Raw genomic sequence first — 12,504 nt, 5'->3', positions numbered from 1 at the left:
AACATAAGCAGTCGGGCGGTCCCCGGTGAATACAAAAATCACGAAGGGTTGAAGTATGTTCTCACGTCGCGCTGATCACATAACTTTCCTGCAGCCGCTTCACCGACTCCCGCCCCCGATGCGAAGGACAGCCGCCGATGCCCGACCGCCGCGACGATCTCGTGTGTTCCGCCTCTGAACTGGTACGCCGACGCCCGCCCGGGCTCGTACTGCTCGACGTCCGTGTCGATGCCGGCGGCCGCGCGGACCGCGAGAACTACTTGCGCGGCCATCTCCCGCGGGCGCACTTCGTCGACATCGACGCGGACCTCGCCGGGGAGGTCACGCCGGCGTCCGGCGCGCGGCCGTTGCCCGAGCCCGCGGCGTTGACGGAATGCCTGCGCCGGTGGGGGCTGTCCGACGACAGCACCGTCGTCGTCTACGACGACTCGAGATCCGCTGCGGCAGCACGCGCCTGGTGGGTGCTGCGGTGGGCCGGACTGTCCGACGTCCGTGTGCTCGACGGCGGCCTCCGTGCCTGGATCGCTGCCCGGGGTCCGATCGCGATCGGTGAGGAACCGGACGGCGACGGCGACATCGAGGTCACCGGTGGTTCGATGCCGGTGGTGGACACCGACGACGTGGCACGGTTGGTACGCACCGGCGTCGTCCTCGACGCCCGCCCCGAGGCCGACCACCTCGGACACGGCCACATCCCGGGTGCCGTCGCCGCCCCCGTCTTCGACGACCTCGACGCCCACGGCCGACTCCGCGACCATGCCGACCTGGAGGCGCGCTACCGCACGTTCGGGGTCACCGATCGCGGGATCGAATCCGCCTCCTACTGCGGCAGTGGCGTCGCCGCCGCCCTGCAGGTCCTGGTCCTCGAGTCCCTGGGTGTCCGGGCTGCGCTCTATCCGGGCTCGTTCTCCCAGTGGTCCGCCGATCCGGCGCGCCTCGTGATCCGTGGGGCGCTCGCCGGGGCCCCGACCTCGGTCCCGGTCGGAGGGATCGCATGAGCACGGGCCGCCATGTCATCCTCAACGCCAACCTGATTCCGGGGGGCACCATCGGCAGTCCGTGGCGACGGGCCGCACCCGACGGCGAGCACTTCGTCACCATCGAGCACTACGTCGACGTCGCACGGGTGGCCGAACGCGGCCTGCTGGACGCGGTCTTCCTGGCCGACTCTCCCGACCTGCAGGCCAAGGACTGGAATTCCCCCAGCCGTCTGCTCGACCCGTTCATCGCGCAGGCGGTCCTCGCGGCACGCACCGAACGGATCGGACTCGTCGTCACCGCGACGACGTCGTACAGCGACCCGTACAACCTGGCCCGCCAGTTCGCCTCACTCGACGCGGTCTCCCACGGGCGCACCGGCTGGAACGTCGTCGTGACCGGCGGGGATGCGGCCGCCCGGAACCACTCGCTCGACGCGGCCCTGCCCAAGCAGCAGCGGTACGAGCGGGCCGCGGAGTTCCTCGAGGTCGTCACCGCCCTGTGGGACTCATGGGAACCGGGTGCACTGGTCGCCGATCGGGGCTCCGGCCGGTATCTCGATCCCGCGCGGATCCACCCGATCGACCACAAGGGCGCGCACTTCCGGGTCGAGGGGCCGTTCAAGGCACCACCGCTGAGCGACGGCCGGCCGGTGGTGATCCAGGCCGGTGCGTCCACCCATGGCGTCGAACTGGGTGCCCGCACCGCGGACGCGATCTACTCCGCGCACACCGATCTCGAGTCGGCGCAGCGTCGGCGCGGGGAGATCCGGCGACTGGCCGCCGGCGCCGGCCGCGACCCCGACACAGTCAAGCTGCTGCCCGGTCTGATCATCGTGCTGGCCGACACCGAGGAGGGTGCGCGCCGACGGGAGCGCGAACTCACCGATCTGATCCCGGACCACGTGCAGATCGCGAATCTGGCCGCCCGTCTGGACATGCACGCCGATGACCTCGATCTCGACGCGCCGATCCCGTGGGACAAGATCCCTGCCGAGGCCGAGGTTCCCGGGTCACGAGGCCAGCGGGCGGTCTTCCTGGAATTCGTCCGGCGCCGTGGTCTCGACACCCGCGGCGCCGCCCGCCTCCTCGCCGCCGGCGGCGTCCACGTGACGGTGGTCGGGACACCGAAGCAGGTGGCCGATCACATCGAGACCTGGTTCCGCTCCGGTGCCTGCGACGGGTTCAACGTCATGATGGACGAATTGCCGTCCGGACTGGAACTGTTCGTCGACACGGTGGTACCGATACTGCAGCGGCGCGGGCTCTTCCGCACCGAGTACGCGACCACGACTCTCCGAGGACACTACGGCCTGTGAGCACCCACCCGTGACCACCACGACGATCGCCGCGCCCCGTTCCTCGCTGTTCGTCCAGGTGCGCACCGGACCGCCGACCGCCTCGGTGTACCGGTCGGCCATCGACCTCGCCGTCGAGGCCGAGCGCCTCGGATTCCACACGATCTGGTTCGCCACACGCCATTTCGGGGCGCACTCGGCGGCACTTCCGACGCCGTTCCCCCTGCTCGCCGCGGTGGCCCAGCACACCGACCGGATCCGGGTGGGCAGTGGCATCGTCGCGCTCCCCTTCGAGAACCCGGTGCGGCTCGTCGAGGACGCGGCGGTCACGGACGAGCTGAGCGACGGCCGGCTCGAACTCGGCATCGGCAAGGGGCTCGGCTTCGGCCTGTCGGCGACGACGTATGCCGGATTCGGTCTCGTACAGGCTGATCGGGAGGCGCTCTACACCTCGCGGCGGGAGGCTCTGCATCGTCTTCTCGAGACCGGCCGGGTGGCGCCCGGGGTGCCCGTGCATCCGGACCCCCGGTCGCTGCGTGCGCGGGTGTGGCAGTCCACCGGCAACCCGGAGACCGCGCGGCACGCCGCACGAGCCGGCGACGGCCTGTTGGCGCACACCGCTTCCGAAGCCGCCGGCCGCGGCGGCGCCGACGAGTTGATCGAGGCCTACCTCGACGCGTTCCGCCCCGACGGCCCGGGACACCCGTCGCCGCGTGTCGGTGGCACGATCGCCGTCGTCCCGGGGAAGTCCGACACCGATGCACGGGAGATCTTCGACCTCGACATCGCCACGAGTCCGGCCTACTACTCCGACAAGCTCGACGATCGTGATGCGGCGACCTACCGCGACGATCTCGCCATCCACTGCGGAGACGCCGGCACCGTGGTCGACGCGGTCCGCGACAGTCCCCTCGTCACGAGATCCACGGACTGGCTGTTCCATGTCCCGCTCGCGCTCGACCACGCCCGGTATGGGGAGTGCATGGCGCGGATCGCCGAGCAGATCGTCCCGGCGTTGTCGGTCCTGCGCGCCCAGCACATCTGAGATCGCTTCGCCGACAGAAGGTTCGCGGAACCCTCAGTCGAGGAATTCGCGGTGCACGGCGCCCGCGACGGCCGCGACGGCATCCGCGAGCTCCGCGATCGCGTCCGGATCGTCGGGCAGTTGCGGCACCGCGATCCGCAGCAGGCCGTGACCCAGCGGGTCGACGAAGGATCGCGCTCCCGAACCGACGTGTATCCCGCGGCGCGCCAACTCGATCAGAGCACCGGTCTCGTCGCGCACCTCCGCCCACAGCACCAGGCTGTTGGGACCCGAGCGGGCGCGTACCCCGCGTGCGGTCAACTCGGTGCGCAGCGCCTCGCGACGATTCCGGTAGCGCGTGCGCGCGGTCTCGATGACGGTGTCGGTCTCGGGGTCGGCGACCAGATGCGCGAGAGCGTTCTGCAGGATGCGGCTGTTGGCCGCGATGCCGTGGACGCGGAGCCGGATCGCCCGGTTGATGAGTTCATCGCTGCCGCCGATGACACAGGTCTTGATGTCCATGCCGTAGGCCTTGCAGTAGCTGCGGACACGGACGGTCCGGTCGGGGAGATGTTCACCGAGTGACGGCGCCTGGGCGCCGGCAAGCGGACCCACGGCATCGTCCTCCACGATCCACGGCGTGCGGTCGGCGTCGGCCACCAGCGCGACCAGTTCCGACCGACGGCCCGGGGTGAGCGTCCCACCCGCCGAATAGCCGCCCTCGGGTTGCAGCACGATCGCGGCGGGTTCGGCGTCCAGCGCGGCGGCGAAGGAGTCCGGGCGGGCGCCGGACTCGTCCGAGGCGATGCCGACCACGCGGTACCCGACCTCGGCGAGGGTGTCGAGGAAGCCCGGCATCACCGGCTCCTCGACGGCGACCACCGAGCCGGCGGGTGCCGCCGCCTCCACGGCCAGCAGCAGACCCTCCGACCCGCCACCCGCGGCGACGAAGGACGCCGCCTCGAAGGGCCAATCCCCCACCACCGCGTCGTGAAGCCGGCTCGTGATGTACTCGCGCCCAGGATGATTGAGGTGATCGGATCGGAGTCCGGCCGACAGCGCACGCGCGAGATCGGGCTGCAGCGTGTAGTCGGGGCTGCCAGTGAGCAGGTCACGGTCGGCCCAGGACGGGGTGGCCGCGGCGGAGTTCACGACCACCGTGCCACCTCGGCGATTCGTCTCGATCAGGCCCTCCCGTCGCAGTTCACCCCAGGCCGAGACGATCGACCGTGTACTCAGCCCCGAGCGATGCGTCAGTTCACGGATGGTCGGGAGGCGGGTGCCGACGGCCAGCTTGCCGTCCCGGATCAGGCGTGCGGTGACGTCACGAACCTGGTCGGACGTCCGAGAGCCGTTCGCCGACAGTGAGGACACCAGCAGATCCGTGCCGTCCGTTACCGTCATCGGTTCACCGGGGAGATCACGGGGACAGTATGCCCGTTATGTGATCATCGGTCGAGAGTTTGGTTGCATCGAGACGAGAACATACCGAACGGGAATACCTCGGCCCTGGTGCCGCTGTTGACTTCATCCGAACTTGAAGTTGCAGCCTGTGTTCGTGATCGCCACCGTCTTCGACCGCCACGGCCCACCGGAGGTCTTACGCCTCGCCGAACTGCCCGATCCCGAACCCGGCTTCGGTGAAGTCCGCGTGCGCGTTCGGGCAGCCGGCGTACAACCGTTCGATCTCGCGGTGCGCAACGGCACGATGCCCTGGGTGACCGCGGTGTTCCCCCAGCAGATCGGTCAGGAGTACTCGGGGATCGTGGATGTCGTCGGCGATGGGGTCACCTCGGTGGCACCGGGAGACGCGGTCCTCGGCTCGACGATGCTGCGCGGTCAGGCGTCGATGGTCGTCGTGTCGGCCGACACGCTCGTCCGCAAGCCCGCCGACCTCGACTTTCCCACTGCAGCGGGCTTGGTCGCCGCCGGGCAGACGGCAACCGGGGCCCTGGACGAACTCGGCGTGGAGTTGGGCGACGTGCTGCTGGTCCATGCCGCCGCGGGTTCGGTGGGAACCCTTTCGGTGCAACTCGCACGGCTCCTCGGCGCCACCGTCATCGGGACCGCGAGCAGAAGCAACCACGAGTACCTCCGCGACCTCGGTGCGATCCCCGTGGCCTACGGCCCCGGGCTCGTCGACGAGGTTCGGGCCACCGGCCTCACACCGACGGTGGCACTCGACGCGGCGGGACGAGGGGCCGTGTCCGCGTCCGTGGAACTCGGAATCGATCGAGCCCGGATCGGCACCATCGTCGACGAAGAGTCCGCGTCAGCGCTCGGTACGCGTGTGGTTCGCGCCCCGCGAGATCCGGGGCGTCTGGCCCGGGTGGTGGATCTGGCAGCCCAGGGCCTCCTGACGATGCCGGTCAGGACCTACCCGTTGACGGACGTCGTCGAGGCGCATGCCGCGGTCGAGACCGGCCACGGGCGAGGGAAAGTGGTTCTGGCGATCGACCTTCGCGACAGGGATCCCGGGAAGTAGCTGAATGCCGAGCTTCCCCTCGCGTCACCCGCCCGGACTGATGACGTAGTTGCTGAATCCGCCGTTACGGTTACCGATCAGCGCCAGCGCGTCGTTGACCTCGTCGAGTGAGTACACCTCGTGTTCGAAGACGTCGAGGTTCACCATGCCGGATTCGGCCATACCAGCCATCATCTGACCGTCCGAGGTCGACAACCAGCAAGACCCGATGACGCTCTGGCCGTGGGACATCATGGCATTGAGGTTGAGCGGCACGTCGCCGACGACTGCGCCGATGTTCACCAGCTGTCCGCCACGGCGCATACCGGCAGCCGCGTCGATCATGACCTCGGCCGGCGCGCCCGGGCCGAGTGCATCGATCACGATCGACACCCCGTCGCCTCCGGTGAGCGATCTGGCCCAACTCGACACAGAGGCGGTCCCACCCTTCGTCGAGTATGTCTCGATGCGTCCGGGAGCCAGTTGCCGCAGACGCTCGAGCAGTTCCTCGTCGCGTGCCACAGCGAAGACCTTCCGCACCCCGAGGCCGAGAGCGAACACAACGACCGACAACCCCAGGGTCCCCGTCGCTCCGGTGACCAGCACTGTGCTGAGCGGACCGGCACCCGCCGCCCGGAGCGCTTTGAACCCCGTACCCAAATAGCCCCAGCGAGCGGCAGTCTCGTGCGAAACACTGTCAGGAAGTGTGACGATGCTGGTCTGGGGCGCGGTCATGTACTCGCACATTCCTCCATACGGATAGTCGTCGAGAAGCTGGCGGGACCACCGTCCGATACCGAAATAGCCTGCAAAGGCGTAATATTCGCAATCCTCGAACCTGCCCAGTCGACAGACCTCGCAACCGCCGCACCATCGGCCGGGATTCACATACACCCGCTGGCCTACTTCGAGGCCGTGGACCTGGGCCCCCTTGTCAGCGATCACCCCCGACGGGTCGAGCCCGAAGATCGCAGGCAGACGGGGCAGGCTCAGGTGCGGGTACCACGACTGCAGATTGGCGAGAACGTTGCCGAGATTCGGCACGATCCCACACGCTTTCACCTCGACCAGGACATCGGTGGGGCCCGGCGTCGGGATCGGTACTCGCTCGACCGTGAGCGGCTCGCCGGGAGCGTGCATGCGCGCTGCCCTCATGGTGCTGGACATAGTGACCCTTTCAGAGGAGAGGACTGACCGCCGCGCGCCGTGCGCGCCCGCCGAGGATGGCGACGTGGAGGCTCCGGATGACGGAGTGCTGTGACCTGCGCTACAGGAAGCGATCGGTCCCACTATCGCAAACCCGGAAGCGCTTGAAAACGTCGAATTCGCAATGAGAAGCATTAGAAATCCAAACCATGCAGCCGACTTGCCGTCGTCTCCGTGGCGACGGCCCGGCGTCGAGCACAAACCACTGGGCCCCGTCTCGCAGGAGACTCGACAGCACCGCCGACGCCCTAGAAGAGTTCGGGTGCCGCGTCGATCAGAGCCGCTGCGCGTCGCGTCGGGGTCGAATTGGAGGGCCAGGCCAGGACGACGTGACGTTCGTCGGTGTTGTTGGCGATCGGCAGGGCAACCAGGGGCCGCCCTTCATAGCTGACCTCAACAGGCCAGCGCTGCACGAGGATGGAGTAACCGAGTCCGCGGGCGACCAGGCAACGGACCAACTCGATGTTGGGTGTGATGTGGCGAATGCTGGGAGTCAGTCCGTTACTCCGCAGGATGTGTGCCGCGTTGCGGGCGCTGGGCACGTCGAACATGATCATGGGTAGGTCCGCAAGTTGACTCAGTTCGACTGAATCACTCTGTGCAAGTGGGTGTTCGGCCGCCAGGATCACGTAGGGTTCGGTGGTCTTCACCTTCGTGGTCACCAGGGAGGCGCTGCTGTCGTCACCGTAGAGGAACGCGACTTCGCATCGCCCATCGAGTAGCGCTTCGTGCATCTCGTCACCAGCACCCTCGATGACGTTGACCTTCAGGCCTGCGTGCCTGCGAGCGAAATCGTCCAGCACGGGTGGAATCACGAACGGCGCCAACGTCAGATAGCAACCGATCGTGAGTGTGCCATGAAGTGCCGCGCTGTACGAGTGAGCGTCGCGCTCCAACTCGCCGGCGGCTTCGAGAAGGCGGCGAGCGTCGGCGAGTATTCGAGCCCCCGCCTCGGTCAGCAAGACGCCCTTGGCCCGGCGTCGGACGAGCAGCTTGACGCCGACCCGCTTCTCCAGATCAGCAAGCGCCAAGGAGACCGCGGCTTGCGAGGAGTGACACGCCTCAGCGGCTGCGGTGAACGATCCCAGGCGAGCCGCTGCCTCGAAGAATTCGATCTGGCGCAGAGTGAACGACGGCGACATAAGCATTTCCTAGGTTTGAGGTTGGAAAGACTAGTTTCCCATATCTAGTGATGGCTGTCATATTTGGTGACAGTCAATGATCTTCAACACATAGGGGCTACCATGTCGACTTCGTTCGCGGCAGACGTGCAGGTCAGCGAGCTCGCGGCAGACCCATACAGTGCGTACGCGCGGCTGCGGGCCGAGGAGCCGGTGGCATGGGTGCCGTCGGTCAATCGCTACCTGGTGACGCGCTTCGAGGACGTCATGTTCGTCGAACGGCACCCCGAACTCTTCAGCTCGGTCGAAGAACCTTCGCTGATGACGCGTGCGATCGGGGCCACGCTACTGCGCCAGGACGGCGATGCGCACCGGCGCATCCGCAAGGCGGCCGAAGGGCCGGTTCGGCCCAAGACGATCAAGACACGGTGGATGCCCGCGTTTCAGGCGAACACCGATGCACTGATCGATTCGTTCATCGCCCGCGGATCGGCAGACTTGGTAGCCGACTTCGCCGCGCCGTTGGCCGCAGAGAATCTCGCGACGATCCTGGGCCTGCGCAACGCCACGGCCGCCGACATTCAACGGTGGTCGCAGGCGTTCATCGACGGGTGCGGAAACTACGCCGACGATCCCGAGGTGTGGGCACGGTGCGCGACTGCATGTGAGGAACTCGACGCCGCCGTGACCGAGATGCTGCCGACCGCGAGGGCGACCGACGACCCCACCGTGTTGTCGTCGATGGCTCACGCCGAGGGCGGTCTGACCGACGATGAGATTCGCACCAACATAAAGATATTCGTCGGGGGTGGCGTGAACGAGCCTCGTGACGCGACGGCAGTGGCCATCTACGGCCTCCTGAGCAACAGCGATCAACGCGCCGACGTCGTCGACGGGCGGGTCAGCTGGCGCAAGGTGTTCGATGAATCGGTGCGATGGGTGTCGCCCATCGGCATGTACCCGCGTCAGGTCACTGAACCGGTGGAGCTCGGGGGGACCGTTCTCCGGCGTGGCGACCGGATCGGCGTCGTCATCGCCTCTGCCAACCGCGATGATTCGGTGTTCTCTGATCCGGACGTCTTTGACATACACCGTGATTCGGGATCTCACCTCGCATTCGGCGGCGGCCCGCACTTCTGCCTGGGCACATGGGTTGCCCGGCTCTCGATAGCGGACATCGCCCTGCCGACCCTGTTCGCGCGGATACCGCGACTGACCCTGAACCGACCCGACACGGTCGCGATGGCCGGGTGGGTCTTCCGCGGACCGGTACAGCTGCCGGCGACCTGGAAGGACTGAGCCATGCCCACCATACGATTCGAGCAACCTGATGGCCGTGTCGACACGATCGAGGCACCGGTCGGGATCAGCCTCATGAAAGCCGCCGTCGGCGCGGACATCCCCGGCATCCTCGCGGAGTGCGGCGGTCAGGCCATGTGCGCGACCTGTCACGTGCATGTCCGCGTCGGCGAGGATCGATTGCCTCCGGTCGGCGAAGACGAGGACGAGATGCTCGAATGCGCGACCTCACCGCGTGTCTCGTCGAGCCGGCTGAGCTGCCAGTTGCCGGTCACCGATGAGGTGGACGGCATGCTCGTCTACGTACCGGCCGAGGACCTGTGACCACGCCGGTGGTGATCGTGGGCGCCGGCCAGGCCGGCACCACCGTCGCCACGACCCTGCGTGAGCGTGGGTATCCAGGCCCGATCACCGTCATCGGGGACGAGACCGATCTGCCCTATGAACGTCCGCCGCTGTCGAAAGGGTTCTTGTTGTCCGGCCCGGGCCAGGACGATGACCTCGCATTTCGGAGCTCGGACTACTACACGAACAAGGCAATCGACCTACGTCTGAGCACGAGGGTCACCCGGATCGACCGCGACAACCAGAGGGTTGTTCTCGATGACGGCGACACCGTCTCGTACTCACATCTGGTGCTGGCCACGGGGACCAGCCCCATCATGCCGCCGCTGGAAGGGGTCGGACACCGTGGAGTTCTCACCCTGCGTTCACTCGCCGACGCCCATGCATTGCGGACCGGTCTGCGAGATGTCCGGCACCTCACCGTGATCGGGGCCGGATTCATCGGACTCGAACTCTCCTCGACTGCCACGAAACTCGGTGTCGAATGCACGGTGGTCGATATCGCCGACCGCGTCCTGGCGCGCGCCGTGTCTCCGCGCATGAGCCACTATCTCGCCGAACGACATACCGCTGCAGGGGCCGAGATCGCGCTGAACACAGCCATCGCGGCCGTCCACGACGACGGCTCGGGGTCGGTCCGATCGGTGAGCACCGTGACCGGCGAGAAGATCAACACAGATCTTGTCGTCGTCGCGATAGGCGTGCGACCCAACATCCGCCTCGCAGCCGACGCCGCACTGCCGGTTGCCAACGGCGTCATCGTCGATGAGCGGCTTCGTACCACTGACCGCGCGATCTTCGCTATCGGTGACTGTGCGCAGTTCCCTGACTCCTTCTCCGGCAGAGACATTCGGCTGGAATCGGTTCAGGCCGCAACTGATCATGCTCGTCTGGTCGCCGCCCAGATCCTCGGAGAGGAGGTCGACCCGTACGGGTGCCTACCCTGGTTCTGGAGTCACCAGGGGCCGATGAAACTCCAAATCGCCGGGTACGCGACCGACTCCGACCTCGATGTGGTGCGTGGCGATCCTGCCACGGGCAAGTTCTCTGTGTTCCGCTATCGCGAGGATCGGCTGTGCGCCGTCGAATCAGTCAATCGCCCGGCCGATCATGTCAACGCCCGACGGATGTTGTCAGCCCGACTCTCACCGGACCCGCTCCGCGTCGCGGACCCCGCCGTCGACCTACGCGCGCACCTGCACGCCACGGCTTAGAGCACAACAAGGAACCCCCATGGAAATCAACTGCGTCTTCCCTCCATCCCTGTCGACACCCGACCACATCGCCCTGGCCGAGGACCTCGGTTATCAACGCGCCTGGGTCTACGACGTGCCGGTCTCCTATGCCGACACGGGCGCCACGCTCGCGCTTGCGGCTCACCGCACCACCACGATTCGCCTCGGGGTGTCCGTCTTCACACCCCATCTGCGGCATCTCACAGCCAACGCCGGACTGATCGCCTACCTGACCACCATCGCTCCAGGACGCTTCGACACCGGTGTGGGCGCAGGCTTCACCAGCTCTACCTATCTCGGGCGCAAACCGTCGAAATGGGCCTATGTCGAGGAGTACGTCCGCGCCCTGCAGGTCCTCCTCGCCGGCGGCGATCTCGAATGGGAAGGTGCCACGGTGAGCCTGATGCACAGTCCCGCATCAGGTATCAGCTACCCCATCGACACGCCTATCTGGATCGGTGCCCACGGCCCCAAGGGATTCGGGGTCGCGCAGCGGCTCGGCGCCGGAGTGGTCACGAATCCGACCCACGGCGACAATCCGGTTCCCTTCGCAGGTGCTTGCCAACTCACCTACTACGGAACAGTTCTCGATGACGACGAAGCCATCGACTCGCCTCGCGCTGTGGATGCCGCCGGCCCCGGGGCCTCACTGGCCCTGCACATGGGTGAGCACGGGCCGCTGGCCGGCATGCCCGAGGCCGAAGCCTACGCCAGGGAGATCGCAGCGCTGCCCGAGAACCGCCGCCACCTCGAGCTCTATCGTGGGCATCTCATCGAGCCCAACTCGATCGACAGACGCTACATCACGGCTGATGTCATCCGACGAGGGACGATGACAGGAACCCGCTCCGACATCGCCACCACCCTCAAGCGACTCGAAGATGCCGGCGCCAGCGCCGTGCTCTACCAACCCGCTGGGCGCGACATCCCGAGAGAACTTCGCGCGTTCCGCGAAGCCGCCGAACTTCGTCACGCCGTCACCGCAACAGCCAAGGAGGCACATCATGCGTAGAGTCGTCACCGGCCACGACGAGACCGGACAGTCGATCATCGTCGACGACGGAACACCACCTCGTACACACGATTTCGCGGCTTTTCCCGGATTCTCCTCGACAGTCGCGTGGTCCACCGACCCGCACGACCCGGTCAGCACCATCGGAGCGGACCCGACCCCCGCCGTGACGTCTCTGTTGCCCGGTGTCGGCGAAACGCGTCTGCTCGTTCTGACGCTTCCGCCCGACGCCACCATGGGCGAACCGACCTTCGACGGTCCCGGTTACGTCGCCGAACAACTCCAGTATTCGCCGGGACTGGCCGAGACGTTCGAACCGGACGGAATGCACCGCACCCCGACGATCGACTACGCCATCGTGCTCACCGGACGTCTCACGCTGGAACTCGACAACGGTGTCACCACCGATCTCGACCCAGGGGACATCGTCGTCCAGAACGCCACCCGCCATGCGTGGCGTAACCGCACCGACCAGTCGGTCACCCTCGCCGCGGTACTCATCGGCAGCGAACAGGAGAACTGA

At 67.1% G+C, this 12,504-nt stretch carries 12 protein-coding genes; 9 read left to right on the top strand and 3 right to left on the bottom strand.

Annotation, left to right across the window (positions count from 1 at the left end):
• Positions 1–137 precede the first annotated feature (137 nt).
• From ACSUZC_RS00680 to ACSUZC_RS00670, 3 genes are read left to right on the top strand one after another with little or no spacing between them, the layout of a single operon-like run.
• The gene (locus ACSUZC_RS00680; protein ID WP_439031036.1) at positions 138–998 is read left to right on the top strand and encodes a sulfurtransferase; all 861 of its coding nucleotides are present in this window, start codon (positions 138–140) and stop codon (positions 996–998) included.
• Complete coding sequence (locus tag ACSUZC_RS00675; protein WP_439031035.1) at positions 995–2,296, top strand: NtaA/DmoA family FMN-dependent monooxygenase; 1,302 nt, start codon at positions 995–997, stop codon at positions 2,294–2,296. Before ACSUZC_RS00680 ends, ACSUZC_RS00675 begins: the two co-directional genes overlap by 4 nt.
• Before the next feature lie 10 nt (positions 2,297–2,306).
• Entirely contained in the window at positions 2,307–3,320 is a 1,014-nt protein-coding gene (locus ACSUZC_RS00670) for an LLM class flavin-dependent oxidoreductase (RefSeq protein ID WP_439031034.1), read from the top strand.
• Between the two features lie 33 nt (positions 3,321–3,353).
• Here ACSUZC_RS00670 and ACSUZC_RS00665 read toward each other — a convergent pair whose 3' ends face one another.
• On the bottom strand, positions 3,354–4,703 hold the full coding sequence (locus tag ACSUZC_RS00665) for an aminotransferase class I/II-fold pyridoxal phosphate-dependent enzyme (protein ID WP_439031033.1): 1,350 nt from the start codon (positions 4,701–4,703) through the stop codon (positions 3,354–3,356).
• Between the two features lie 154 nt (positions 4,704–4,857).
• Here ACSUZC_RS00665 and ACSUZC_RS00660 point away from each other — a divergent pair, with 154 nt between their 5' ends.
• Complete coding sequence (locus ACSUZC_RS00660) at positions 4,858–5,784, top strand: NADP-dependent oxidoreductase (protein WP_439031032.1); 927 nt, start codon at positions 4,858–4,860, stop codon at positions 5,782–5,784.
• 24 nt (positions 5,785–5,808) lie between these two features.
• Here ACSUZC_RS00660 and ACSUZC_RS00655 read toward each other — a convergent pair whose 3' ends face one another.
• Positions 5,809–6,930 (bottom strand): alcohol dehydrogenase catalytic domain-containing protein, encoded by a 1,122-nt coding sequence (locus tag ACSUZC_RS00655; protein WP_439031031.1) that lies wholly within the window; start codon positions 6,928–6,930, stop codon positions 5,809–5,811.
• Positions 6,931–7,217: 287 nt separating this feature from the next.
• A complete protein-coding gene (locus ACSUZC_RS00650; protein WP_439031030.1) occupies positions 7,218–8,111 on the bottom strand; it encodes a LysR family transcriptional regulator in 894 nt (297 codons plus the stop codon).
• Positions 8,112–8,213: 102 nt separating this feature from the next.
• On the opposite strand from ACSUZC_RS00650, the gene ACSUZC_RS00645 reads away from it, so the two are divergent.
• From ACSUZC_RS00645 to ACSUZC_RS00625, 5 genes are read left to right on the top strand one after another with little or no spacing between them, the layout of a single operon-like run.
• Positions 8,214–9,389 carry a cytochrome P450 gene (locus ACSUZC_RS00645; RefSeq protein ID WP_439031029.1) on the top strand — a complete coding sequence of 392 codons (1,176 nt, stop codon included), beginning with the start codon at positions 8,214–8,216 and terminating at the stop codon, positions 9,387–9,389.
• A gap of 3 nt (positions 9,390–9,392) precedes the next feature.
• Positions 9,393–9,713 (top strand): 2Fe-2S iron-sulfur cluster-binding protein, encoded by a 321-nt coding sequence (locus tag ACSUZC_RS00640; protein ID WP_439031028.1) that lies wholly within the window; start codon positions 9,393–9,395, stop codon positions 9,711–9,713.
• Positions 9,710–10,948, top strand: coding sequence for an NAD(P)/FAD-dependent oxidoreductase (locus ACSUZC_RS00635; RefSeq protein WP_439031027.1), 1,239 nt, complete (start codon positions 9,710–9,712; stop codon positions 10,946–10,948). Before ACSUZC_RS00640 ends, ACSUZC_RS00635 begins: the two co-directional genes overlap by 4 nt.
• Before the next feature lie 19 nt (positions 10,949–10,967).
• On the top strand, positions 10,968–11,981 hold the full coding sequence (locus ACSUZC_RS00630; RefSeq protein WP_439031026.1) for an LLM class flavin-dependent oxidoreductase: 1,014 nt from the start codon (positions 10,968–10,970) through the stop codon (positions 11,979–11,981).
• Positions 11,974–12,504 (top strand): cupin domain-containing protein, encoded by a 531-nt coding sequence (locus ACSUZC_RS00625; RefSeq protein WP_439031025.1) that lies wholly within the window; start codon positions 11,974–11,976, stop codon positions 12,502–12,504. Before ACSUZC_RS00630 ends, ACSUZC_RS00625 begins: the two co-directional genes overlap by 8 nt.

The sequence above is a fragment of the Gordonia terrae genome (assembly GCF_051789125.1).
Taxonomy (GTDB): Bacteria; Actinomycetota; Actinomycetes; order Mycobacteriales; family Mycobacteriaceae; genus Gordonia; species Gordonia terrae_A.
The sequence above is the reverse complement of the archived record's forward strand: the minus strand, read 5'-3'. Positions and strand labels throughout refer to the sequence as shown.